Origin of the sequence: Streptomyces fradiae ATCC 10745 = DSM 40063 (genome assembly GCF_008704425.1) — a bacterium.
Lineage (GTDB): Bacteria > Actinomycetota > Actinomycetes > Streptomycetales > Streptomycetaceae > Streptomyces > Streptomyces fradiae.
Map to the genome: position 1 here is coordinate 4,996,948 of NZ_CP023696.1, position 24,516 is coordinate 5,021,463.

General features: G+C 74.4%; 23 protein-coding genes. 17 read left to right on the plus strand and 6 right to left on the minus strand.

The window, feature by feature from the left end:
* Positions 1 to 54: 54 nt before the first annotated feature.
* From CP974_RS22390 to CP974_RS22415, 6 genes are all read left to right on the plus strand, one after another.
* The gene (locus CP974_RS22390) at positions 55 to 363 is read left to right on the plus strand and encodes a DUF2469 domain-containing protein (RefSeq protein WP_031130160.1); all 309 of its coding nucleotides are present in this window, start codon (positions 55 to 57) and stop codon (positions 361 to 363) included.
* Between the two features lie 116 nt (positions 364 to 479).
* Positions 480 to 842: a YraN family protein gene (locus tag CP974_RS22395; protein WP_031130159.1), complete on the plus strand. Its 363-nt coding sequence runs from the start codon at positions 480 to 482 to the stop codon at positions 840 to 842.
* The gene (locus tag CP974_RS22400) at positions 842 to 2,449 is read left to right on the plus strand and encodes a YifB family Mg chelatase-like AAA ATPase (RefSeq protein ID WP_031130158.1); all 1,608 of its coding nucleotides are present in this window, start codon (positions 842 to 844) and stop codon (positions 2,447 to 2,449) included. Before CP974_RS22395 ends, CP974_RS22400 begins: the two co-directional genes overlap by 1 nt.
* A 173-nt stretch (positions 2,450 to 2,622) precedes the next feature.
* Positions 2,623 to 3,858: a DNA-processing protein DprA gene (gene dprA / locus CP974_RS22405; protein ID WP_373276732.1), complete on the plus strand. Its 1,236-nt coding sequence runs from the start codon at positions 2,623 to 2,625 to the stop codon at positions 3,856 to 3,858.
* A gap of 232 nt (positions 3,859 to 4,090) precedes the next feature.
* Positions 4,091 to 4,930, plus strand: coding sequence for an RNA polymerase sigma factor WhiG (gene whiG / locus CP974_RS22410; RefSeq protein ID WP_031130156.1), 840 nt, complete (start codon positions 4,091 to 4,093; stop codon positions 4,928 to 4,930).
* Between the two features lie 71 nt (positions 4,931 to 5,001).
* Positions 5,002 to 5,562, plus strand: a complete 561-nt coding sequence (locus tag CP974_RS22415) for a TetR/AcrR family transcriptional regulator (protein WP_031130155.1) — start codon at positions 5,002 to 5,004, stop codon at positions 5,560 to 5,562.
* A gap of 12 nt (positions 5,563 to 5,574) precedes the next feature.
* Here the strand turns inward: CP974_RS22415 and CP974_RS22420 are convergent, their stop codons facing one another.
* Complete coding sequence (locus CP974_RS22420; RefSeq protein WP_150485847.1) at positions 5,575 to 6,348, minus strand: murein hydrolase activator EnvC family protein; 774 nt, start codon at positions 6,346 to 6,348, stop codon at positions 5,575 to 5,577.
* Positions 6,349 to 6,603: 255 nt separating this feature from the next.
* Here CP974_RS22420 and rpsB point away from each other — a divergent pair, with 255 nt between their 5' ends.
* From rpsB to CP974_RS22470, 10 genes are all read left to right on the plus strand, one after another.
* Positions 6,604 to 7,506, plus strand: coding sequence for a 30S ribosomal protein S2 (gene rpsB, locus CP974_RS22425; RefSeq protein ID WP_031133800.1), 903 nt, complete (start codon positions 6,604 to 6,606; stop codon positions 7,504 to 7,506).
* 144 nt (positions 7,507 to 7,650) lie between these two features.
* Positions 7,651 to 8,487 (plus strand): translation elongation factor Ts, encoded by an 837-nt coding sequence (tsf, locus tag CP974_RS22430; RefSeq protein WP_031133798.1) that lies wholly within the window; start codon positions 7,651 to 7,653, stop codon positions 8,485 to 8,487.
* Between the two features lie 154 nt (positions 8,488 to 8,641).
* A complete protein-coding gene (gene pyrH, locus CP974_RS22435; RefSeq protein WP_031133796.1) occupies positions 8,642 to 9,406 on the plus strand; it encodes a UMP kinase in 765 nt (254 codons plus the stop codon).
* 129 nt (positions 9,407 to 9,535) lie between these two features.
* Positions 9,536 to 10,093, plus strand: a complete 558-nt coding sequence (gene frr, locus CP974_RS22440; protein ID WP_031133793.1) for a ribosome recycling factor — start codon at positions 9,536 to 9,538, stop codon at positions 10,091 to 10,093.
* Positions 10,093 to 11,361 carry a phosphatidate cytidylyltransferase gene (locus CP974_RS22445; RefSeq protein ID WP_031133791.1) on the plus strand — a complete coding sequence of 423 codons (1,269 nt, stop codon included), beginning with the start codon at positions 10,093 to 10,095 and terminating at the stop codon, positions 11,359 to 11,361. Before frr ends, CP974_RS22445 begins: the two co-directional genes overlap by 1 nt.
* Before the next feature lie 194 nt (positions 11,362 to 11,555).
* The gene (gene rlmN / locus CP974_RS22450; protein ID WP_031133789.1) at positions 11,556 to 12,668 is read left to right on the plus strand and encodes a dual-specificity RNA methyltransferase RlmN; all 1,113 of its coding nucleotides are present in this window, start codon (positions 11,556 to 11,558) and stop codon (positions 12,666 to 12,668) included.
* 238 nt (positions 12,669 to 12,906) lie between these two features.
* Positions 12,907 to 14,004, plus strand: coding sequence for a thiamine ABC transporter substrate-binding protein (locus CP974_RS22455; RefSeq protein WP_031133787.1), 1,098 nt, complete (start codon positions 12,907 to 12,909; stop codon positions 14,002 to 14,004).
* A gap of 65 nt (positions 14,005 to 14,069) precedes the next feature.
* A complete protein-coding gene (locus tag CP974_RS22460) occupies positions 14,070 to 15,692 on the plus strand; it encodes an ABC transporter permease (protein ID WP_031133785.1) in 1,623 nt (540 codons plus the stop codon).
* 2 nt (positions 15,693 to 15,694) lie between these two features.
* Entirely contained in the window at positions 15,695 to 16,720 is a 1,026-nt protein-coding gene (locus CP974_RS22465) for an ABC transporter ATP-binding protein (protein WP_031133783.1), read from the plus strand.
* A 239-nt stretch (positions 16,721 to 16,959) separates the two neighbouring features.
* On the plus strand, positions 16,960 to 17,316 hold the full coding sequence (locus CP974_RS22470) for a DsrE/DsrF/TusD sulfur relay family protein (RefSeq protein WP_031133781.1): 357 nt from the start codon (positions 16,960 to 16,962) through the stop codon (positions 17,314 to 17,316).
* Positions 17,317 to 17,342: 26 nt separating this feature from the next.
* Here the strand turns inward: CP974_RS22470 and CP974_RS22475 are convergent, their stop codons facing one another.
* The 4 genes from CP974_RS22475 to CP974_RS22490 all read right to left on the minus strand — a co-directional run bounded on the left by CP974_RS22475 (position 17,343) and on the right by CP974_RS22490 (position 21,347).
* On the minus strand, positions 17,343 to 18,566 hold the full coding sequence (locus CP974_RS22475; protein ID WP_085921355.1) for a hypothetical protein: 1,224 nt from the start codon (positions 18,564 to 18,566) through the stop codon (positions 17,343 to 17,345).
* Positions 18,548 to 19,276, minus strand: a complete 729-nt coding sequence (locus CP974_RS22480; protein ID WP_031136358.1) for an ABC transporter ATP-binding protein — start codon at positions 19,274 to 19,276, stop codon at positions 18,548 to 18,550. The genes CP974_RS22475 and CP974_RS22480 overlap by 19 nt, the downstream gene beginning before the upstream one ends.
* A gap of 206 nt (positions 19,277 to 19,482) precedes the next feature.
* Entirely contained in the window at positions 19,483 to 20,853 is a 1,371-nt protein-coding gene (locus CP974_RS22485; RefSeq protein ID WP_031136360.1) for an aspartate aminotransferase family protein, read from the minus strand.
* Positions 20,854 to 20,855: 2 nt separating this feature from the next.
* The gene (locus tag CP974_RS22490; RefSeq protein ID WP_031136362.1) at positions 20,856 to 21,347 is read right to left on the minus strand and encodes an Lrp/AsnC family transcriptional regulator; all 492 of its coding nucleotides are present in this window, start codon (positions 21,345 to 21,347) and stop codon (positions 20,856 to 20,858) included.
* A gap of 218 nt (positions 21,348 to 21,565) precedes the next feature.
* On the opposite strand from CP974_RS22490, the gene CP974_RS22495 reads away from it, so the two are divergent.
* The gene (locus CP974_RS22495) at positions 21,566 to 23,002 is read left to right on the plus strand and encodes a gamma-aminobutyraldehyde dehydrogenase (protein ID WP_031136364.1); all 1,437 of its coding nucleotides are present in this window, start codon (positions 21,566 to 21,568) and stop codon (positions 23,000 to 23,002) included.
* Positions 23,003 to 23,312: 310 nt separating this feature from the next.
* Here CP974_RS22495 and CP974_RS22500 read toward each other — a convergent pair whose 3' ends face one another.
* On the minus strand, positions 23,313 to 24,497 hold the full coding sequence (locus CP974_RS22500) for a beta-ketoacyl synthase N-terminal-like domain-containing protein (RefSeq protein ID WP_051839313.1): 1,185 nt from the start codon (positions 24,495 to 24,497) through the stop codon (positions 23,313 to 23,315).
* Positions 24,498 to 24,516: the final 19 nt, after the last annotated feature.

Consider the following 24,516-nt stretch of genomic DNA (forward strand, 5'->3'; position numbering starts at 1 on the left):
GGCAGAGGTGACTGGCGCACAATGGGGGCACGCACGGCTGAAGGGGAACATGCCATGAGCGCCGAGGACCTCGAGAAGTACGAAACCGAGATGGAGCTGAAGCTCTACCGGGAGTACCGCGACGTCGTCGGGCTGTTCAAATACGTCATCGAGACCGAGCGTCGCTTCTACCTGACGAACGACTACGAGATGCAGGTGCACTCGGTGCACGGCGAGGTCTTCTTCGAGGTGTCGATGGCGGACGCGTGGGTCTGGGACATGTATCGGCCGGCCCGCTTCGTCAAACAGGTACGTGTGCTCACGTTCAAGGACGTGAACATCGAGGAGCTCAACAAGTCGGATCTGGAGCTTCCGGGCAGCTGATTCACCCGCACGGGTGAGGCGGTTCTCCACAGAGGGCCGGTTGTCCACCGGTCGCGCACCAAGATCCGCAAGGTGGGGGCCGAGGCGTCACAGTCGGTACCGGAGGTGGTGCCGAGATGAACGCCACGGGGGCACTCGGGCAGTACGGGGAGAGGCTGGCGGTACGCCGGCTGGGCGAGGCGGGCATGTCCGTCCTCGCGAGGAACTGGCGCTGCGGTCGGAGCGGCGAGATCGACATCGTCGCCCGCGACGGCGACGCGGTCGTGGTGTGCGAGGTGAAGACCCGCCGGGCGGGGTCGTTCCAGCATCCGCTGGCGGCGGTGACGCCGGCGAAGGCCGACCGGCTGAGGAGACTCGCCGCGTGCTGGGTCGACCGGCACGGCGGGCCGCCACCGGGCGGGGTCCGCATCGACCTGGTCGGTGTGGTGCTGCCCCGGCGCGGCGCCCCCGTCGTCCAGCACGTGCGGGGGGTGGCCTGATGGCGTTCGCCCGTACGTGCTCGGTGGCACTGGTCGGTGTCGACGGGGTGGTGGTCGAAGTCCAGGCGGACCTGGAGCCGGGCGTCGCCGCGTTCACCCTGGTCGGCCTGCCGGACAAGAGCCTCACCGAGAGCCGCGACCGGGTGCGGGCCGCGGTGGTCAACTCCGGGGCGCAGTGGCCGCAGAAGAAGCTGACCGTCGGGCTGAGCCCCGCCTCGGTGCCCAAGGCCGGCTCCAGCTTCGACCTCGCCATCGCCGTCGCCACGATGGCGGCGGCCGAGCTGATCGACCCGCGCGCGATCGCGGACCTCGTCCTCATCGGGGAGCTGGGCCTCGACGGCCGGGTCAGGCCCGTGCGCGGGGTGCTCCCGGCCGTCCTCGCCGCGGCCGAGGCCGGGTACGAGCACGTCGTCGTGCCCGAGCGGACCGCCGGGGAGGCGTCGCTGGTGCCCGGCGTGTCCGTACTGGGCGTACGGAGCCTGCGCCAGCTGGTCGCCGTCCTCACCGACGGGCCCGTACCCGAGGAGGAGCCCGACGAGGAGGGCAGGCCCGACCCCATGCTGGCGGGCCTGGTCGTGCCGGGCGCCGGGGTCGGCACCGGACTGGCCGCCGACCCGGGCGAGGGCCCCGACCTGGCGGACGTCGCCGGCCAGCGCGGGGCGCGGCTCGCCCTGGAGGTCGCGGCGGCGGGCGGCCACCACCTGCTGCTGTCCGGTCCGCCCGGCGCGGGCAAGACCATGCTGGCCGAGCGGCTGCCCGGACTGCTGCCGCCGCTGACGCGCGGCGAGTCGCTGGAGGTGACGGCCGTCCACTCCGTGGCGGGCATCCTGCCGCCGGACAGGCCCCTGGTGCGCCGGGCGCCGTACTGCGCGCCGCACCACTCGGCGACGATGCAGTCCCTCGTCGGCGGCGGCAACGGACTGCCGCGTCCGGGAGCCGTGTCGCTCGCCCACCGGGGGGTGCTCTTCCTGGACGAGGCGCCCGAGTTCTCCGGCAAGGTCCTGGACGCCCTGCGGCAGCCGCTGGAGTCCGGCCAGGTGGTGGTGGCCCGCGCGGCGGGCGTGGTGCGGCTGCCGGCGCGCTTCCTGATGGTCCTCGCGGCCAACCCGTGCCCGTGCGGGCGGCACAGCCGGCAGGGCGACAGCTGCGAGTGCCCGTCGTCGGTGATCCGCCGCTACCAGGCCCGCCTCTCCGGGCCGCTGCTCGACCGCGTGGACCTGCGCGTCGAGGTGGAGCCGGTCAGCCGCGCCGACCTGCTGGCCGCGAGAGGCGAGCCCACCGCCGCCGTAGCCGCCCGCGTCCTGGCCGCGAGGGAGCGGGCCGCCGCCCGGCTGATCGGCACCCCCTGGACCCGCAACGCCGACGTGCCCGGCCACGAGCTGCGCACCCGCTGGCACCCGGCCCCCGGCGCCCTGGCGGCGGCCGAACGGGACATGGAGCGCGGCCTGCTCACCGCGCGCGGCCTCGACCGGGTCCTGCGCACCGCGTGGACCCTCGCCGACCTCGCGGGCCGGGCACGCCCCGAGGCCCACGACGTCGACCTCGCGCTGGAACTGCGCACCGGCATCGCGCGCGGCGTCCCCGTCAGCGCGGGAGGCCCCCGATGACGCCCGCGGCCGGCGCGCCGGCCCCGGCTCCCGGACAGCCGCCCGGACACGGGTCCGGACGCCGGCCGCCCGCTCGGGCCCCGAAGCCGCCTGCACGGCCCGGTGCGGGAGCGCCCGGAACGGAGCGCACCGGGCCCTGGGCTCCGGAGCGCGCGGGGCCGGGCGCACCGGCGGTGGAGAGCGCCGGGCCGACGGCGCCGGTGGAGCACGCCGGGCCGGGCGCGCGGGAAGCGGAGGACACCCGGCCGGGCGTCCCCGACGAGGAGCGGATCGCCCGTGCGGCGCTGAGCCGGGTGATCGAGCCGGGGGACCCCCACGGCGGGCGGTGGCTGCGCGAACTGGGCGCCGTGGAGGTGCTGCGGCGGCTGAGCGCGGAGCCGTACCGCCCAGGAGCGCTCACCGGGGCGAGCGAGCGGCGCCTCCAGGGCTACCTGGGGCGGATGCCACGGGTGCGGCCCCGCCGGGACCTGGAGGCCGTCCACGCGCTCGGCGGGCGGTTCGTCGTCCCCGGCGACGCCGAGTGGCCGAGCCAGCTCGACGACCTCGGGGACGCCAGGCCCGTCGGCCTGTGGGTGCGGGGCGCCGCCGACCTCCGGCGGTGGGCGCTGCGCTCCGTCGCCCTCGTCGGCGCCCGCGCCTGCACGCCCTACGGGGCGCACATGGCGGCCGTGCTCGGCGGAGGGCTCGCCGAGCGCGGCTGGGTCGTCGTGTCCGGGGCGGCGTTCGGCATCGACGGCGCCGCCCACCGGGGCGCCCTCGGCGCGGAGGGCGCCACCGTCGCCGTACTGGCCTGCGGCGTCGACGTGGCCTATCCGCGCGGGCACGCCGGGCTGATCGGCCGCATCGCCCAGCAGGGACTGGTGGTCGGCGAGCTGCCGCCCGGCGACCACCCCACACCGGGGCGGTTCCTGCTGCGCAACCGGGTCATCGCCGCCCTCACGCGGGGCACCGTCGTGGTGGAGGCGGCCTACCGCAGCGGGGCGCTCGCCACCGCGCGGGACGCCCTGCGGCTCGGCCGCCACACGATGGGCGTGCCCGGCGCCGCGACCAGCGGGCTGTCCGCCGGGGTCCACGAGCTGCTGCGCGGCGGGGCCGTCCTGGTCACGGACGCGGACGAGATCGCCGAACTCGTCGGCGACATCGGGGAGCTGGCCCCGGACCGGCGCGGGCCCGTCGTGCCCCGGGACCTGCTCGACCCGGTGACCGCGCGGGTGCTCGACGCGCTGCCGCCGCCCGGCCGGGAGGCGACCGTCACCGGCGTGGCGGCGGACGCCGGGACGAGCGTTGACGACGCACTCGGCCGACTGTACGAGCTGCACTCCCTCGGACATGCCGAACGGCATGGCGACTTCTGGCGGCTGACCACCCCTGCCGGGCGCCACCCGAACGCCCGGCGAGGCGGTCCTTGACCTGGAGCAATCGGGTGAAAAGGTGAAGCGTGTGGCCCTCCTCGCCTCCCCGGCGGTGGTCCGGGCGCCTCCGGGCGCTCCGCCACCCCCATTCGAAGATGCGGCCGATGGGGTGAACCCGCCTACGGACGATCCCCACGCCTTCGCTCACCGCAACGGCCCAGTCACGCTACGCTCACCGCTACTTCCGATTCAGTCCCGCCCACGACGGCAGAACGGCTCAAGGCGACGCATGCCCCAGCACACCTCCGGGTCCGACCGCGCCGCGGTTCCACCGCCCGCTGCCCGGAGCAGCGTGCGGCCGTCCGCCCCCTCGTCGCTGGACGAGCTGTGGCGGTCGTACAAGGACACCGGTGACGAGCGGCTGCGGGAGCAGCTGATCCTGCACTACTCGCCCCTCGTCAAGTACGTCGCGGGCCGGGTCAGCGTCGGCCTCCCCTCCAACGTCGAGCAGGCGGACTTCGTCTCCTCCGGGGTCTTCGGGCTGATCGACGCGATCGAGAAGTTCGACCTCGACCGGTCGATCAAGTTCGAGACGTACGCGATCACCCGCATCCGCGGGGCCATGATCGACGAGCTGCGGGCGCTGGACTGGATCCCCCGATCCGTCCGGCAGAAGGCCAGGGCCGTGGAGCGGGCCTACGCCACGCTGGAGGCGCAGCTGCGGCGCACCCCCTCCGAGGGCGAGGTCGCCGCCGAGATGGGCATCCCCGTCGAGGATCTCCACGCGGTGTTCAGCCAGCTCTCCCTGGCCAACGTCGTGGCCCTGGAGGAACTGCTGCACGCCGGCGGGGAGGGCGGCGACCGGCTCAGCCTCATGGACACCCTGGAGGACACCGCCGCCGACGACCCCGTCGAGGTGGCCGAGGGCCGCGAACTGCGCCGGCTGCTCGCCCGTGCCATCAACACCCTCCCGGACCGGGAGAAGACGGTCGTCACGCTCTACTACTACGAGGGCCTCACCCTCGCCGAGATCGGCCACGTCCTGGGCGTCACGGAGAGCCGTGTCAGCCAGATCCACACCAAGTCCGTCCTCCAGTTGCGGGCGAAGCTGGCCGATGTCGGACGCTGACCGGGTACGGCCCCCGGCGTCGAACGGACGCCCGTAGAGTGGAACCCGTGCCAAGGATTCGAGCGGCCTCCGTGGCCGAGCACCGGACGATGCAGCGCGCCGCCCTGCTGGACGCGGCGCGCTCCCTGCTGTCCGAGGGCGGCACGGAGGCGCTGACCTTCCCCGCCCTCGCCGAGCGCACCGGCCTCGCCCGGTCGTCGGTGTACGAGTACTTCCGCTCCCGCGCCGCCGTGGTCGAGGAGCTGTGCGCGGTCGACTTCCCCGTGTGGGCCGCCGAGGTCGAGACGGCCATGGAGCGCGAGGCCGCGCCCGAGGCGAAGGTCGAGGCCTATGTGCGCCGCCAGCTCCAGCTCGTCGGCGACCGGCGCCACCGCGCCGTCGTCGCCATCTCCGCCAGCGAGCTGGACGACGGCGCCCGCGAGAAGATCCGCGCGGCCCACGGCGGCCTCGTGGCGCTCGTCGTCGACGCGCTCGCCGCGCTCGGCCAGCCCGAGCCCCGGCTCGCGGCGATGCTCCTGCAGGGCGTCGTGGACGCGGCGGTCCGCCGTATCGAGCTGGGCGCCGCCGAGGACCCCGAAGCCATCGCCGACACGGCCGTGGCCGTCGCCCTGCGCGGGGTCGCCCGCCCCTGACCGCGCCCCGCCTCACCCCGGCGGCAGGAGGCGGGACGGCGGTCGGCGCGGCAGCAGCGACAGCGGGTCCAGGTAGGCGTCCCCCCGCAGCAGCCCCCAGTGCAGGCACCTCCCCGCGCAGTGCGAGGCCGCGCCGGCCTCCGTCACCCCGACCACCTCCCCGGCCGCGACCGCCGTCCCCACCGCCACCCGTGCCCGCACCGGCTCGTACGTGATCCGCCGGGGCGCCGCCCCGGCCGGTGCGTCCAGTGTCACCACCAGCACCCCCCGGCCGCCCACCGCCCCGGCGAACGACACCCGCCCCCCGGCCGCCGCCCGCACCGGCGTGCCCGGCGGCGCGGCGAGGTCCACGCCCCGGTGCCCCCGCCCGTACGGCGAATCGGGCGGCCGCCAGCCGCGCACCACCTCGGCGCGGGGCGGCCCGACCGGCCACACCGCCCGCACCGGCGCCCGCCCGCCGGCCACCCCCGCCCCGGCCGGCGCGCCCGCCCCGGCCGGCGCCCCGGCTCCGGCCGGTGCCCCGCGTCCGCCCCCGCCGGGTGGTGCCTCCCGCCCCCCGGCCGCCACGGCATCCGCCTCGCGCGCGGCGGCCGAACGGGCCGACGGCACGGGGGGCCCGGCGGCGCCCGGCGCCCTCGGCGCCGGCAGCAGGAGCACCAGCAGCAGGAGCGGCAGGGCGAGCAGGCCGAGCGAGGCGGGCGGGGCGGGCGGGGAGGAAGGGGCGAGCGGTGCGGGCGGCGGGAGGGCCGCCCGCGCGGAGCGCCGGAGCAGGTACGCACGGTCCATGTGCGCACTCTCCGGCACGTCCACCAGCACCGGGGGGCCACGCCCCCGATCTGTGGACGGCCGCGCCGCTTGTGGACAGCGCCGTCACCCGCTGGTGCCCAGGTCCCGTACACTTCTTCTGGCGACCCGGGCCACCGGGTCGACTTCGCACGCCCCGCCACCACCCTCACCGGACGTGGCAGCGCTCATCGGTCCATTCGTGGCAGCAGCGCGCCGGGGCGTCAGGACAGAACCGACACACAAGGAGATACGGCCATGGCCGTCGTCACGATGCGGGAGCTGCTGGAGAGCGGCGTCCACTTCGGTCACCAGACCCGTCGCTGGAACCCGAAGATGAAGCGCTTCATCTTCACCGAGCGCAACGGCATCTACATCATCGACCTGCTCCAGTCGCTGTCGTACATCGACCGCGCCTACGAGTTCGTCAAGGAGACCGTCGCGCACGGCGGCTCCATCATGTTCGTCGGCACGAAGAAGCAGGCGCAGGAGGCCATCGCCGAGCAGGCCACCCGCGTCGGCATGCCGTACGTCAACCAGCGCTGGCTGGGCGGCATGCTCACCAACTTCTCCACCGTCTACAAGCGCCTCCAGCGCCTCAAGGAGCTCGAGGCGATCGACTTCGAGGACGTGGCCGCCTCCGGCCTCACCAAGAAGGAGCTCCTGGTCCTCTCGCGTGAGAAGACCAAGCTGGAGAAGACCCTCGGTGGCATCCGCGACATGCAGAAGGTGCCCAGCGCCGTCTGGATCGTCGACACCAAGAAGGAGCACATCGCCGTCGGCGAGGCGCGCAAGCTCAACATCCCGGTCGTCGCGATCCTCGACACCAACTGCGACCCGGACGAGGTCGACTACAAGATCCCGGGCAACGACGACGCGATCCGCTCCGTCACCCTGCTCACCCGCGTGATCGCCGACGCCGTCGCCGAGGGCCTCATCGCCCGCTCCGGCGCCGCCGCCGGCGACAGCAAGCCGGGCGAGAAGGCCGCCGCCGAGCCGCTCGCCGAGTGGGAGCGCGACCTCCTCGAGGGCGAGAAGAAGGCCGACGAGGCCGCCGAGAAGCCCGCCGAGGCCCCGGCCGCCGAGGCCGCCGCCGCGGAGGCCCCGGCCGCCGAGGCGCCCGCCGCGGAGGCTCCGGCCGCCGAGGCCGAGCAGGCCTGACCAGCGGTACAGACCGGTGAGGACCGGGCCGCACGGCCCGGTCCCGCCGACCGGTCCGGTCGTCGGCGGAGGGGGCGGCGAGCCCCCTCCGCCACCCCGTAGATCCTGGTAGATCTTCCAGACTTCGAGAGAGATTCACAGATCATGGCGAACTACACCGCCGCTGACGTCAAGAAGCTCCGCGAGCTCACCGGCGCCGGCATGATGGACTGCAAGAAGGCGCTCGACGAGTCCGACGGCAACGTCGACAAGGCCGTCGAGGCCCTGCGCATCAAGGGCCAGAAGGGCGTCGCCAAGCGCGAGGGCCGCTCCGCCGAGAACGGCGCCGTCGTCTCCCTCATCGCCGACGACAACACCTCCGGCGTCATCGTCGAGCTGAAGTGCGAGACGGACTTCGTCGCCAAGGGCGAGAAGTTCCAGTCGGTGGCCAACCAGCTCGCCCAGCACGTCGCCGACACCGCGCCGGCCGACATCGAGGCGCTGCTCGCCTCCGAGATCGAGCCCGGCAAGACCGTGCAGGCCTTCGTGGACGAGGCCAACGCCAACCTCGGCGAGAAGATCGTCCTCGACCGCTTCGCGCAGTTCTCCGGTGGCTACGTCGCCGCGTACATGCACCGCACCATGCCGGACCTGCCCCCGCAGATCGGTGTCCTCGTCGAGCTCGACAAGGAGAACGCCGAGATCGCCAAGGGTGTCGCCCAGCACATCGCCGCGTTCGCCCCGAAGTACCTCGCCAAGGACGACGTCCCGGCCGAGGTCGTCGAGGCCGAGCGCCGCGTCGCCGAGGAGACCACCCGCGCCGAGGGCAAGCCCGAGGCCGCGCTGCCGAAGATCGTCGAGGGCCGCCTCAACGGCTTCTTCAAGGACGCGACGCTGCTCGGCCAGCCGTACGCGCTCGACAACAAGAAGTCCGTTCAGCAGATCCTGGACGAGGCCGGTGTCACCCTGAAGCGCTTCTCGCGCATCAAGGTCGGCATCTGAGTCCGTACGCGACGGACACCGGACCCCGATAGGGTCGAAGCAGTCGTCCGCGCACGCGCCGGACGACCGCAGATCTGACGAGGAGGCCATTGCCGCACAGGGACACCAGCACCCCGGCAATGGCCTTCTTCGTATGTGCACGAGGAGATCTCCAATGAATCAGGGCGCCGCACAGAGCGACGACAACACCGGTAAAAACTCCGGGCGCTTCCTTCTGAAGCTGTCCGGCGAGGCGTTCTCCGGCGGCGGCGGCCTCGGCGTCGATCCCGACGTCGTCCACGCCATCGCCCGCGAGATCGCCGCGGTCGTCCGCGACGGCGCGCAGATCGCGGTCGTCATCGGCGGCGGCAACTTCTTCCGCGGCGCCGAGCTCCAGCAGCGCGGCATGGACCGGGCCCGCTCCGACTACATGGGCATGCTCGGCACGGTCATGAACTGCCTCGCCCTCCAGGACTTCCTGGAGAAGGAGGGCATCCAGTCCCGTGTCCAGACCGCCATCACCATGGGGCAGGTCGCCGAGCCCTACATCCCGCTGCGCGCGGTGCGGCACCTGGAGAAGGGCCGCGTCGTGATCTTCGGCGCGGGCATGGGCATGCCCTACTTCTCCACCGACACCACCGCCGCCCAGCGGGCCCTGGAGATCGACGCCGAGGCCCTCCTCATGGGCAAGAACGGGGTCGACGGGGTCTACGACTCCGACCCGAAGACCAATCCGGACGCCGTGCGCTTCGACGCCCTGGAGTACGGCGAGGTGATCGCCCGCGACCTCAAGGTCGCCGACGCCACCGCCATCACCCTGTGCCGCGACAACAAGCTGCCGATCCTCGTCTTCGAGCTGCTCACGGCGGGCAATATCGCCCGCGCCGTGAAGGGTGAGAAGATCGGCACGCTCGTGAGCGACGAGGGCACCCGGCACTGACCCCAGGGTCGCCCCAGCCGGGGATGGACAAAGGCCTGCCGGTCGGACACCGTGCAGGACAAGACGCGACGCAGGTTCCGCGGCCTTCGTGCACGCCGGGACTAACCCCAAGACACGCAGGAGCAAGTGGTGATCGAAGAGACCCTCCTCGAAGCCGAGGAGAAGATGGAGAAGGCCGTCCTGGTCGCCAAGGAGGACTTCGCCGCGATCCGCACCGGGCGCGCGCACCCGGCCATGTTCAACAAGATCGTGGCCGACTACTACGGCGCCCTCACGCCGATCAACCAGCTGGCCTCCTTCTCGGTGCCGGAGCCGCGCATGGCGGTGGTGACCCCGTTCGACAAGTCCGCGCTGCGCAACATCGAGCAGGCGATCCGCGACTCGGACCTGGGGGTCAACCCCAGCAACGACGGCAACATCATCCGGGTGGTCTTCCCGGAGCTCACCGAGGAGCGCCGCCGGGAGTACATCAAGGTCGCCAAGGGCAAGGGCGAGGACGCGAAGATCTCGATCCGCTCCGTCCGCCGCAAGGCCAAGGAGACCATCGACAAGTTCGTCAAGGACGGCGAGGTCGGTGAGGACGAGGGCCGCCGTGCGGAGAAGGAGCTCGACGACACCACCGCGAAGTACGTCGCGCAGGTGGACGAGCTGCTCAAGCACAAGGAAGCCGAGCTCCTCGAGGTCTGATGAACGACGCTTCCCGGGGGGCCCCGCCGCCAGGCGGACACGGGGGCCCGCCCGACCAGGGGTACGCTCCGGCCGCCCCGGCGGGTCCCGTCCTCGATGAGCATGCCGCCCGGCAGACCCGGCCCATGCCCATCGTGCCCGGCGCCCCCGCCGGCGGGGGCCAGGACGACCATGACCGGGGGGCCGCTCGGCTGAGCGGTCCCCTGTTCCGTGACGAGAGGCCGCAGGAGCCCATGCCCTCGGAACCACCGGAGCCCGCCGAGCCGCAGGGGCGTTCGCGGCACCGGCAGCCGCTGCCCCACGAGGCTCGGCCCCACGAGGCCCGGCACCACGGCGCTCAGCCCCACGGGGCCCCGCAGGGCGCCGCGTCCCACGGGGACCCGCAGGGCGAGACCCCGCACCGTGAGGCTCGCCACGACGCCCCTCGGCAGCCCCGGCAGCCCCGGCAGAAGAAGCAGGCCGGGCGCGACCTGCGGGCGGCCATAGGGGTCGGGGTCGGCCTCGGCGCGGTGATCGTCGCGTCGCTCTTCGTCCAGAAGGCCGTCTTCGTCGGCGTCGTCGTGGTCGCCGTCGTCGTGGGCCTCTGGGAGCTGACGTCCCGCCTCCGGGAGCGCAAGGAGGTCCGGGCGCCGCTCGTCCCGCTCGCCGCGGGCGGCGCGGCGATGGTCGTCGCCGGGTACGTCCGGGGCGCCGAGGGCGCCTGGGTGGTGATGGCGCTGACCGCTCTCGCCGTGCTGGTGTGGCGGATGGCGCAGCCGCCGGAGGGCTACCTCAAGGACGTCACCGCGGGGGTGTTCGCCGCCTTCTACGTGCCGTTCCTGGCGACGTTCGTCACGATGATGCTGGCCGCCGACGACGGGCCGCAGCGCGTGCTGACGTTCCTGGTGCTGACCATCGTCAGCGACACCGGCGCGTACGCGGTGGGCTGGCGCTTCGGCCGGCACAAGCTGGCACCCCGGATCAGCCCCGGCAAGACCCGCGAGGGGCTGTTCGGCGCGGTGGGGTTCGCGATGGCCGCCGGCGCGCTGTGCGTGGAGTTCCTGATCGACGGGGGCACCTGGTGGCAGGGGCTGGTCCTGGGCCTCGCCGTCGCGGTCAGCGCCACCCTCGGCGACCTCGGGGAATCCATGATCAAGCGGGACCTGGGCATCAAGGACATGGGCACCCTGCTGCCGGGGCACGGCGGGATCATGGACCGTCTCGACTCGCTGCTGCCGACGGCCCCGGTCGTCTGGCTGCTGCTGGTCGCCTTCGTCGGAGGCGGTTGACAGACAGCGGGTACGCTGGAAGGGCCCGTGCGTGCCGGGAGTCGTGACAGACCCCGGCCGGCGCGGGCCCTTCGTCGTCCCTGCCGCCGCGGGGACGGTCCCCGTGAGGTCTCCTGGCCTTCGGCACCGTGCCGCCGAGCTTCCCGCCGCCCGTGGGACCGCCAGACCTCGCCGTCCTGAGGAGACGCTCAATCGTGGCCCGTCCAGTTCCCGGAGAACTCACCTTCGTCGCGCCCCGCGGAGCCAAGAAGCCGCCGCGGCACCTCGCCGACCTCACCCCCGCCGAGCGCAGGGAGGCCGTCGCCGCGCTCGGCGAGAAGCCGTTCCGCGCCAAGCAGCTCTCCCAGCACTACTTCGCGCGGTACGCCCACGACCCCGGCGCGTGGACGGACATCCCCGCCGCCTCCCGCGAGAAGCTCGCCGGGGAGCTGCTGCCGGAGCTGATGACCGTCGTCCGGCACATCTCCTGCGACGGCGACACCACCCGCAAGACCCTGTGGCGGCTGCACGACGGGACGCTGGTCGAGTCGGTGCTGATGCGCTACCCCGACCGCGTCACCATGTGCATCTCGTCCCAGGCGGGGTGCGGGATGAACTGCCCGTTCTGCGCCACCGGCCAGGCCGGCCTCGACCGGAACCTGTCGACCGCCGAGATCGTGCACCAGATCGTCGACGGCATGCGCGCCCTGCGCGACGGCGAGGTCCCCGGCGGCCCCGCGCGTCTGTCGAACATCGTGTTCATGGGCATGGGGGAGCCGCTCGCCAACTACAACCGGGTCGTCGGCGCCATCCGCCGCCTCACCGACCCCGAGCCGGACGGCCTCGGCCTGTCGCAGCGCGGCATCACGGTCTCCACGGTCGGCCTCGTCCCCGCGATGCTCCGCTTCGCCGACGAGGGCTTCAAGTGCCGTCTCGCCGTCTCGCTGCACGCCCCGGACGACGAGCTGCGCGACACGCTGGTCCCGGTCAACACGCGCTGGAAGGTCCGCGAGGTCCTCGACGCGGCGTGGGAGTACGCGGAGAAGTCCGGGCGCCGGGTCTCCATCGAGTACGCGCTGATCCGCGACATCAACGACCAGGCGTGGCGGGGCGACCTCCTCGGGCGGCTGCTGAAGGGCAAGAGGGTCCACGTCAACCTGATCCCGCTCAACCCGACGCCGGGCTCCAAGTGGACCGCGTCCCGCCCCGAGGACGAGAAGGCGTTCGTCGAGGCCATCGCCGCGCACGGCGTGCCGGTCACCGTCCGCGACACCCGCGGCCAGGAGATCGACGGGGCGTGCGGCCAGCTCGCCGCCGCCGAGCGCTGACGCCGGCGGCCCCGGCCGGAAGCGCCCGATGTAGGCTGAGCTCGAACACGTTCACATTCCGACAGGGGAGCGCCACAGCGCTGAGAGTGCGGTGAGTCCGAGGCCGCAGACCCTCTGAACCTCGCCCAGGTCATTCTGGGTAGGGAGTTCGGTCTTCACTCGAGCTGTTGCGCCCTGCCCGCCGCGCCCGCGGCGGGCAGGGCCGCGTCTCTTCCTGGTCACACCCAGGAGGACATCGGTGGGCACCACCAAGAAGATCACCGCGGGCGCGGTCGCCGCGGCCCTGGGCGCCGTGACGCTCACGGCGTGCGGGGGCGAAGGCGGCGGGTCCGGCGAGAAGCCGGGCGGCGCCGGGTCCAAGACCGTGACGCTCGTCAGCCACGACTCCTTCGCCGCCTCCGACGCCGTACTGAAGGAGTTCACCGCGCGGACCGGCTACACGGTCAAGGTCCTCAAGAGCGGGGACGCCGTCGAGGCGGTCAACAAGGCCGTCCTCACCAAGGGCGCCCCGCAGGGCGACGTCTTCTTCGGCGTCGACAACACCACCCTCTCCCGCGCCCTCGGCAACGACGTCTTCGAGCCGTACGAGGCGAAGGGCCTCGACCGGGTCGACCCCGCCGTCCGGCTCGACGGGGACGGGCACCGCGTGACGCCGGTCGACTACGGCGACATCTGCGTCAACTACGACAAGCGGTACTTCGCCGACCGGAAGCTCGCCCCTCCGGCGACCTTCGACGACCTGGCGAAGCCCGCCTACAAGGACCTCCTCGTCGTGGAGAACCCGGAGCGGTCCACGCCCGGCCTCGGGTTCCTGCTGGGCACCGCCGCCGCGTACGGCGACACGGGCTGGCAGGACTACTGGAAGAAGCTGAAGGCGAACGGCGTCAAGGTCGTCGACAGCTGGGAGATCGCCTACAACCAGGAGTTCTCCGGCTCGGCGGGCGGCAGGAAGGCCGGTGCGGACCGGCCGCTGGTCGTCTCGTACGCCTCCAGCCCGCCCGTCGAGGTCCTCTACGGCGACCCGAAGCCCGCCGAGGCGCCCACCGGGGTGTCCACCGGCACCTGCTTCCGGCAGATCGAGTTCGCCGGGCTGCTGAAGGGCGCGGCGAACCGGGAGGGCGGCAAGGCCCTGATCGACTTCATGATCGGGAAGACCTTCCAGGAGGACGTGCCGCTCACCATGTTCGTGCACCCGGTGGCGAAGGACGCCGCGCTGCCCGAGCTGTTCACGAAGCACGGGGTGGTCATCGACAAGCCGCTGACCCTGGCCCCTGACAAGATCGCCCAGAACCGCGACCCGTGGGTCCAGGCGTGGTCCTCGCTCGTCCTGAAGTAGACGCCCGCCCCGCGAAGGACGCCGCGGCCCGCGCCGCCCGCTCGGCGCGGGTCCGGGGCGGCGCCGTGCGCGGGGCGCTCGCCGCGCTGCCCGCCGCCTTCTTCGCGCTGTTCTTCGCCTACCCGGTCGCCACCATCGTCGGGCGGGGCCTCAAGGGCGACGAGGGCTGGCGCCTCGGACGGCTCGGCGAGGTGCTGACCCGGCCGGACATCCTGGACGTGCTGTGGTTCACCACCTGGCAGGCGCTCGCGTCGACGGCGCTCACCCTGCTGGTGGCGCTGCCCGGCGCGTACGTCCTCGCCCGCTTCGACTTCCCCGGCAGGCGGGTGCTGCGGGCCGTGGTCACGGTGCCGTTCGTGCTGCCGACCGTCGTCGTCGGCACCGCCTTCCTGGCGCTCCTCGGGCGGGGCGGGCTCCTCGACGAGGCGTGGGGCGTCCGCCTCGACACGACGGTGTGGGCGATCCTCCTCGCCCACGTCTTCTTCAACTACGCCGTCGTCGTGCGGACCGTCGGCGGGCTGTGGGCGCAGCTCGACCCCCGGCAGGAGGAGGCCGCGCGGGTGCTCGGCGCGTCCCGCCTCGCCGCCTGGCGCCGGGTCACGCTGCCCGCGCTCGGCCCGGCGGTGGCCGCCGCCGCGCTCATGGTGTTCCTCTTCACGTACACCTCCTTCGGTGTCGTCGTGATCCTCGGCGGGCCCGCCTACCGCACGCTGGAGGCGGAGGTCTACCGGCAGACCGCCCAGCTCCTGGACCTGCCGACGGCCGCCGTGCTCACGCTGGTGCAGTTCGCCGCCGTCGGCTGCGTGCTGGCCCTGCACGCGTGGACGGTGCGGCGCCGGGAGAGCGCGCTGCGGCTGGTCGACCCGGCGGGCACGGCGCGCCGGCCGCGCGGGGCGGGGCAGTGGGCGCTGCTCGGCGGGGTGCTCGCCTCCGTCGCCCTGCTGCTGATGCTGCCGCTCGGGGTGCTCGTGGCCCGCTCCCTGGACGCCTCCGGCGGCCTCGGCTACTACCGGGCGCTGCGGTCGGTGGAGGCGAGCGGCGGTACGTTCACCGTCCCGCCGCTCCAGGCCGTGTGGAACTCCCTGCAGTTCGCGTGCGCCGCGACGGCCGTCGCCGTCGTGGTGGGCGGGCTCGCGGCGGCGGCGCTCACCCGGCGCGCGGGCCGGCTGGTGCGGGGCCTCGACGCGCTGCTGATGCTGCCGCTCGGTGTGTCCGCGGTCACGGTCGGCTTCGGTTTCCTGATCGCGCTGGACGAGCCGCCGCTGGACCTGCGCTCCTCGTGGTTCCTGGTGCCGCTGGCGCAGGCGCTGGTGGGGGTGCCCTTCGTCGTGCGGACGATGCTGCCGGTGCTGCGGGCGGTGGACGCGCGGCTGCGGGAGGCGGCGGCCGTGCTGGGGGCGTCGCCGCTGCGGGCGTGGCGGGAGGTGGACCTGCCGATGGTGCGGCGGGCGCTGCTGGTCGCCGCCGGGTTCGCGTTCGCCGTGTCGCTCGGCGAGTTCGGCGCCACGGTGTTCATCGCCCGCGCCGACCACCCGACGCTGCCGGTGGCCGTGGCGCGGCTGCTCGGCCGGCCCGGTGAGCTGAACTACGGGCAGGCCATGGCGCTGTCCACGATCCTGATGGTGGTCTGCGCGGTCGCGCTACTGCTGCTCGAACGCGTCCGCGTGGACGGCAAGGGGGAGTTCTGACGATGCTGCTGCGGCTGGACGGCGTCACCGTGCGCTTCGGCACCCGCACCGCGCTGGACGCGGTGGACCTGGAGGTCGCCGAGCACGAGATCGTGTGCGTGCTCGGCCCGAGCGGCAGCGGCAAGTCGACGCTGCTGCGGGTCGTCGCGGGGCTGCAGCCCGCCGACGCGGGCCGGGTCCTGCTGGCCGGGGCCGACCAGGCGGGGGTGCCGGTGCACCGGCGCGGGGTCGGGCTGATGTTCCAGGACCACCAGCTGTTCCCGCAGGCCGACGTGGCGGGGAACATCGCGTTCGGGTTGCGGATGCGCCGGGTGCCGCGCGCCGAGCGGGAGGCGCGGGTCGCCGAGCTGCTGGACCTGGTGGGCCTGCCGGGCGCGGGGCGCCGCCCGGTCGCCGCGCTGTCCGGCGGCGAGCAGCAGCGCGTGGCGCTGGCCCGCGCGCTCGCCCCGGGCCCGCGGCTGCTGATGCTGGACGAGCCGCTCGGCCAGCTCGACCGGGGGCTGCGGGAGCGGCTGGTCACGGAGCTGCGCGGGCTGTTCGGGCGGCTCGGCACGACCGTGCTGGCCGTCACCCACGACCAGGCCGAGGCGTTCGCGCTGGCCGACCGGGTGGTCGTCATGCGAGAGGGGCGCGTCGCCCAGGCGGGCACGCCGCTGGAGGTGTGGCAGCGGCCCGCGTCCGAGTTCGTGGCGCGCTTCCTGGGCTTCGACAACGTGGTCGCCGCGACCGTGAGCGGTGACGCCGCCGACACCGTGTGGGGCAAGGTGCCCGTCCCGCCCGGCACCCCGCAGGGCGCCGCCCGGCTGCTGGTGCGGCCCGCGGGCGTACGGCTGGGGGACGCGGCGGAGGGGCTGCGGTGCACGGTCGAGGGGCGTACGTTCCGGGGCCACCACGTGGCGGTCCTGCTGCGGCCCGCCGACGCGGACGCGCCGGTGCTGGAGGCCGAGTGCGCCCTGCGGGACGCCCCGGAGCCGGGGGCGACGGTCGGGGCCGTGTTCAGTCCGGACGAGGTCGTCGTCCTGGGCTGACGGCGGGCCCCTCTCACCGGCGCCCGCCCGCTTCTCACCGGCGCCCGCCCGCTGACGGCGGATGGCCCACGCCGGCGCCCTCCCGCCCGACGGCCGGCCGCCGACCACCGGCGGCCCTCCCGTACGCCCACGGCCCGGCCGTACCGCCATCCGGGCGCCCACCGCGCCCGCCGGGGCGGCGGGGGCCGGGAGCGCGGTACGGATGGGGCGGGGGAACCGTGCGCACATCGGAGGCACCCGTGGCCCGCCATGTCCTGATCATCGCCAACGACCCGCCCTACGGCACCGAGCGCTCCTGGAACGCCGTCCGCCTGGCCGGCTCCCTCGCCCGGCGGCCGGACGCCGAGGTCCGCGTCTTCCTGCTCGGCGACGCCGTCGGCTGCGCGGTGCGGGGGCAGGAGGTGCCCGAGGGCCACTACCGCCTGGACCGGATGCTCGCGGCCGCCGCCCGGCACGGCGCCGTGACGGGCTGCTGCGGGACCTGCGTGGACGCCCGGGGGCTCACCGGGGCGCAGCTCGTCGAGGGAGCCCGTCGCTCCACCCTCGACGAGCTCACCGACTGGACCCTGTGGGCCGACCGGGTCATCACCTTCTGACCCGGCCGGCACCGGCCCAGCGCGCCTCAGCCCCGCAGCGGCAGGGCCGTCAGGGTGGCCGCCAGCCAGGTCAGCGGGGCGAAGGCCGCCAGCAGCGCCCCCGCGCGCAGCAGCGCGGCCGAGCGCAGCAGCCCCGCCGGGGCGCCGATCCGGAGCAGCGCGGACGTCGTACCGGCCCGCAGCTGCCGGGTCTCCACGGCGGCGACGAGCACGGCCGCCACCGAGCAGGCCAGGACGACCGTCGCGCCGAGCCCGGACAGCGGGCCGAACGGGCGCGCGTCGGTCGCGGCGTACAGGCTGCTCGCCGTGAGCCCCGCCGCCAGGACCGCGCAGAGCACGCCGAGCGGCCGGCCCAGGCGGCGGGCCTCGGCCATCAGCGTCCGCCCCGCCAGCAGCCGGGCCGCGCCCGGCCGGTACGCCTGGAGGAGCCGCCCGCACAGGTGGGTGAGGCCGGGTCCGGTCACGACCAGGCCCAGCGCGAGGAGCGCCCAGCCCGCCAGCACGGGGGCGGGGCTGCCGGGCACGCCCCCCGGCAGGGGCAGGGCGCCGCCGGTGTCCCGCGCCCCGTGCATCCCCAGCGCGAGGCCCGCCGCCATCAGGGCGACGCCCCACGGCAGCCCGGTCGGCGCGGGCGCCGGGGCGAACGGGCCGCGCGCCGCGGCGGTCGCGGGCGCCGTCCCGCCGGTGTCCGGCGCGGCCCCGGTCCCGGCGGCCCGCCCACCGCCGCCCGCACGGCGCCGCCCGGCGGGCCGCAGGGCCAGCGCGACGGCGGCCGACGCGGCGGCGGGCACGAGCGCCAGCAGCGTCAGCGCCGCCGGCAGGGGCAGCGGCCGCCCGGCGCCCAGCGGTTCGGCCGCGGCGCCGCCGAAGGGCAGCCCGGCCAGGTCGCCGCGCAGGTACAGGAAGACCAGGAGGGCCAGCGCCGAGCCGAGCGTGCAGGCGACGGCGGTGGACGCGGCGGCGAGGGCGGTGAGCCGGACGGGACCGAGCCCGAGGGCACAGAGGCCGGGCCGGGGCCGGGTGGCCGGGTCCGTACGGGCGACGGCGACGGCCAGGTGCGCACAGGCGGCGAGCGGCGGCGCGCACCAGGCGAGCCGCAGCGCGGAGGCGTACGGCCGGTCGGGGTGGGCCACGGCGTAGCCGAGGACGCACAGCAGCAGGAGGCCCGCCCCGGCCGCGGCGGCGGCCACGAGCAGCCGCCGTACCAGCAGGAAGGGGTGGGCGCCGCGGGTCAGACGGAGAGCGAGCACGTGTCCCGCCCCTCCGGCTCGGTGGCCGTCACGGAGGTGACGCGCCGTCCGTCGAGCAGGGCGACGGTGCGGTCGGCGAGGGCGGCGACCTCCGCGTCGTGGGTGGCGAGGACGACGGTGAGGCGGTGGGAGCGGGCCGCGCTGGTGAGGGTGCGCAGCACCTGCCGCCCGTCGGCCGTGTGGAGGGCGGCGGTCGGCTCGTCGGCGAAGAGGACGGCGGGCTGCGCGGCCAGCGCGCGGGCGACGGCGACCCGCTGCCGCTGGGCCTGGAGGAGGGCGCGCGGCCGGCGCCCGGCGCAGGCGCCGATGTCGAGGCGCTCCAGCCATTCCAGGGCGGCGGCCTTGGCGGCGCGGTGCGGCGTGCCGCGCAGCAGCAGCGGCAGGGCGGCGTTCTCCCACGCGGTCAGCTCGGGTACGAGGGAGGGCCCGGGGTCGATCCAGGCGAAGCGGTCCCGGCGGAGCCGTTCGCGCGCGGGGCCGCTCATGGTGTGGACGGGGGCGCTGTTGAACCAGACCTCGCCCTCGTCGGGGACGGTCTGGCCGGACAGGCAGCGCAGCAGTGTCGTTTTTCCACTGCCGCGAGGACCCTGGACGGCGAGGATCTCGCCGTCGCGGACGCCGAGCGAGACGCCCAGGAGTGCGGGGGAGCCGTCGTGCGTGTGGTGCAGGGAACGCGCCCACAGCACGTCGTTGTCGGGCGGGGCCACCATGTTCCTCATCCCCTCGGATCAGCTCGGAGCCTACGGACGCCCCCCCGAACCGGTCGGAACATAACACGCGGGTCGCCGGGCCCCCACGGGATGGCGCCGGAACGGGAAACGGCCGCGGCCCGGATGCACCCGCGTGGGTGAATCCGGGCCGCGGCCGGCCGACGTCCGGCTCCGATCGGCCAGGGCGGGGGCGATCGGAGGACCGGTCAGAGCTTCGTCCAGGCCTCGGTGAGGGTGGCCCGGAGGATCTGCTCGATCTCGTCGAACGTCGACTGGTCGGAGATCAGCGGCGGGGCGAGCTGGACGACCGGGTCGCCGCGGTCGTCGGCCCGGCAGTAGAGCCCGTTGTCGAACAGCGCCTTGGAGAGGAACCCGTACAGCACGCGCTCGGTCTCGTCCGCGTCGAAGGACTCCTTGGTCTGCTTGTCCTTCACCAGCTCGATGCCGTAGAAGAAGCCGTTGCCGCGCACGTCGCCGACGATGGGCAGGTCGTGCAGCTTCTCCAGCGTCGCGCGGAAGGCGCCCTCGTTGTCCAGGACGTGCTGGTTGAGGTTCTCGCGCTCGAAGATGTCGAGGTTGGCGAGGCCGACCGCGGCGGAGACCGGGTGGCCGCCGAAGGTGTAGCCGTGCAGGAAGGTGTTGTCGCCCTTGTAGAAGGGCTCCGCCAGGCGGTCGGAGATGATGCACGCGCCGATGGGGGAGTACCCGGAGGTCATGCCCTTGGCGCAGGTGATCATGTCCGGCACGTAGTCGAACTTGTCGCAGGCGAACATCGTGCCGAGCCGGCCGAAGGCGCAGATGACCTCGTCGGAGACGAGCAGCACGTCGTGCCGGTCGCAGATCTCGCGGACCCGCTGGAAGTAACCGGGCGGCGGGGGGAAGCAGCCGCCGGCGTTCTGCACCGGCTCCAGGAAGACCGCGGCGACGGTGTCGGGGCCCTCGAAGAGGATCTGCTGCTCGATCTGGTCCGCGGCCCAGCGGCCGAAGGCCTCCGGGTCGTCCCCGAAGAGCGGGGCGCGGTAGATGTTGGTGTTCGGCACCTTGTGGGCGCCGGGCACGAGCGGCTCGAAGGGGGCCTTCAGACCGGGCAGGCCGGTGATGGACAGGGCGCCCTGCGGGGTGCCGTGGTAGGCGACGGCGCGGGAGATCACCTTGTGCTTGGTCGGCTTGCCGACGAGCTTGAAGTACTGCTTCGCCAGCTTCCAGGCGGTCTCGACGGCCTCGCCGCCGCCGGTGGTGAAGAAGACCTTGTTCAGATCGCCGGGGGCGTGGTGGGCCAGGCGCTCGGCCAGCTCGACCGCGCGGGGGTGGGCGTAGGACCACACGGGGAAGAACGCGAGCTCCTGCGCCTGCTTGTACGCGGTCTCGGCGAGCTCGGTGCGCCCGTGGCCGGCCTGGACGACGAAGAGGCCGGCGAGGCCGTCGAGGTAGCGCTTGCCCTTGTCGTCGTAGACGTAGGTGCCCTCGCCGCGGACGATGGTCGGCACGGGGCTGTTCTCGTACGACGACATGCGGGTGAAGTGCATCCACAGGTGGTCGTAGGCGGACTGGGAGAGGTCGCTGCGGGAGTTGCTCACGGCTATCGGGTTCCCCACATGTAGGTCTGCTTCTTGAGCTTGAGGTAGACGAAGCTCTCGGTGGAGCGCACGCCGGGGAGGGTGCGCACGCGTTTGTTGATCACGTCCAGCAGGTGGTCGTCGTCCTCGCAGACGACCTCCACCATCAGGTCGAAGGAGCCCGCGGTCAGCACCACGTACTCGCACTCGGGCATGGCCGCCAGCGCGTCGGCGACGGGATCGACGTCGCCCTCGACGTTGATGCCGAGCATCGCCTGGCGCCGGAAGCCCACGGTGAGCGGGTCGGTGACGGCGACGATCTGCATGACGTTCTGGTCGAGGAGCTTCTGGACGCGCTGCCGGACGGCCGCCTCGGACAGGCCCACGGCCTTGCCGATGGCGGCGTAGGGACGGCGTCCGTCCTCCTGGAGCTGTTCGATGATCGCCAGGGACACGGAGTCGATCGCGGGGGACGATCCGCTGCCGGTCCTGGAGTCTGCGCTTCGGCTGGCCACGTCCTCACTGTGCACCGGGACTCGTCGGTTTCGCAACCCGCTGCTGATGAAATTCGTTGTCTGGGGTCTTCGATCTCACTGAATCCGTAGTTGTGGAGCGTCGGGCCTGTCGAAAACGTGGGACCAGCGACTAGGCTGGTGGTCCACTCACCGGATATCGACCACGCGGGCCCGGAGAGTGGGACAGGAACACCGAAACCGACAGGAGGGGTGGCCACGTGACCACCGAGCTGCGTCGTCTGCGCAACTACATCAACGGCGAGTTCCGGGATGCCGCCGACGGCCGGACCATCGACGTCGTCAACCCCGCCACCGGGGAGGTCTACGCCACCTCCCCGCTGTCGGGCCAGGCCGACGTGGACGCCGCCATGGAGGCAGCCGCCGCCGCGTTCCCCGCCTGGCGGGACGCCACCCCCGCCGAGCGCCAGCGCGCCCTGCTGAAGATCGCCGACGCCTTCGAGGAGCGCGCCGAGGACCTGGTCGCCGCCGAGTGCGAGAACACCGGCAAGCCCTTCGGTCTCACCCGGACCGAGGAGGTGCCCCCGATGGTCGACCAGATCCGCTTCTTCGCGGGCGCCGCCCGGCTGCTGGAGGGCCGCTCCGCGGGCGAGTACATGGAGGGCATGACCTCCATCGTGCGCCGTGAGCCCGTCGGCGTCTGCGCCCAGGTCGCGCCGTGGAACTACCCGATGATGATGGCCGTGTGGAAGTTCGCCCCGGCCCTCGCCGCGGGCAACACCGTCGTCCTCAAGCCCTCCGACACGACGCCCGCCTCGACGGTCCTCATCGCCGAGATCATCGGCTCCGTCCTGCCCAAGGGCGTCTTCAACGTCGTCTGCGGCGACCGCGACACCGGCCGCATGATGGTCGAGCACGCCACCCCGGCCATGGCCTCCATCACCGGCTCGGTGCGCGCCGGCATGCAGGTCGCCGAGTCCGCCGCCAAGGACGTCAAGCGCGTCCACCTGGAGCTGGGCGGCAAGGCGCCGGTCGTCGTCTTCGAGGACGCCGACGTCGAGAAGGCCGTCGAGGACATCTCCGTCGCGGGCTTCTTCAACGCCGGCCAGGACTGCACCGCCGCCACCCGCGTACTGGTCCACGAGTCGATCCACGACGAGTTCGTCGCCGCCCTCGCCAAGGCCGCCGCCGGCACGAGGACCGGCGCGCCCGGCGACGAGGACGCGCTGTACGGCCCGCTGAACAACGCCAACCAGCTCAAGCAGGTCAGCGGCTTCATCGACCGCCTCCCGGCGCACGCCAAGGTGGAGGCCGGCGGCCACCGCGTCGGCGACAAGGGCTACTTCTACGCCCCGACCGTCGTCTCCGGCCTCCGCCAGGACGACGAGATCGTCCAGAACGAGGTCTTCGGCCCCGTCATCACGGTCCAGTCCTTCCGCGACGAGGAGCAGGCGCTGGAGTACGCGAACGGCGTCGAGTACGCCCTCGCCTCCTCCGTGTGGACCAAGGACCACGCGCGCGCGATGCGCATGTCCAAGGCGCTCGACTTCGGCTGCGTGTGGATCAACACCCACATCCCGCTGGTCGCCGAGATGCCGCACGGCGGCTTCAAGAAGTCCGGCTACGGCAAGGACCTGTCGGCCTACGGCTTCGAGGACTACACCCGCATCAAGCACGTCATGACGTCCCTGGGCTGACGCCCCGCGGGCCGGCGTCCGGCCCGGCGTCCCGCCGCACCGCGCACGGAAGGGCGGCCCCCCGCCGCGGGGGGCCGCCCTTCCGTGCGCCGCCCCGCGGGCCGGCCCCCGCGACGTCCGGGGACGCGAGCCCCCGCGGTGCCCAGGGCCCCGGCCCCGGCCCCGGGCCCGCGCCACCGCCGCCGCCCCCGGCCGTCGCCGCGGGGCGGACCCGGTGGCTCCCGGAACGCCGGACGCCCTCCGGGCCCGCCGGGCGACGCATCCCGCACCGCCCGGGTGCGGCGTCGCACCGCCGCACCCGGGGGCGGCGTCACACCGCCCTGAGCAGCAGCGCCGTGTTCTGGCCGCCCAGGCCGAAGGACGTGCTCAGCGCCGCCCGCACGGGACGGCGGCGCGGCGACTTCACCACCACGTCCAGCTCGATCTCCGGGTCCAGCCGGTCCAGGTTGGCCGTCGGCGGGATCGCCTGGTGCCCGAGCGTCAGCACCGCGCAGGCCGCCTCCACCGCGCCCGCGCCGCCGCCCGCGTGGCCCAGGACGCCCTTGACCGCCGTCACCGGCGGCGGCGCCCCCCGGAACACCCGCCGCAGCATCCGCGCCTCCGCCAGGTCGTCCCCCAGCCCCCCGCTGCCGTGCGCGTTCACATGGTCCACGTCCTCCGGGCCCAGGTCCGCGTCCGCGAACGCCGCCAGCACCGCCCGCTCCACGCCCCGCCCCCGCGCGTCCACGCCCACCCGGCCGGTGCCGCCCGGCCCCGCGCCGGCCGCGCCGCACCCCTCCGCCGCCGCGCCGTACCCGGCGAGCACCGCCCGCAGCCGCGCCCGCCGGGCCCGCGCGTCCACCACCCTCTCCAGCACCAGCACCCCCGCGCCCTCGCCGAGCACGAACCCGTCCCGCTCCGCGTCGAACGGCCGGGACGCGCCCGCCGGGTCGTGCGTACGGGACGACAGCGCACCGGCCCGGCCCAGCCCGGCCGCGACCGTGCGGCCCCGCACGGTGTCGCCCGCGCCCGCCACGGCGACGTCGCAGGCGCCCGACCGCAGCAGCTCACGCGCCACGCCGATGGCCGTCACCCCCGCGCCGCACCCGCCCGAGGTGACGAAACCGGGCCCGAGCGCGCCCAGGTCCGCGCCGACCGTCTGGGCGCACACCTCGCGTCCCGCCCCTCCGAGGCCCGGCGCGGCGCCGCCCGCTCCCAGCACCACCGCGATCCGCGCCCCGTCCCAGGACCCGGACCCCAGGCCCGCGTCGGCCACCGCCTCCCGCGCGGCCGCCAGCACCAGCGGCGTCGCCCCCTCGAAACCGGCCCCGGCGGCCCGGCAGGAGAAGTCGACCGGCAGCCCGGCCAGTTCGGGGTCCCGCCGGGCCGTGGGGAAGCCGTCCATCAGCCCGTCCCAGGTGCTCTCCGCGTCCCGTCCGGCGGGGGTGACCAGACCGACGCCGGTGACCGCGATGTCGTTCGACGGGCGTGCGCGGGTGTGCTCGCGGACGTGCAAGGCCGGCTCCGTACGGGTG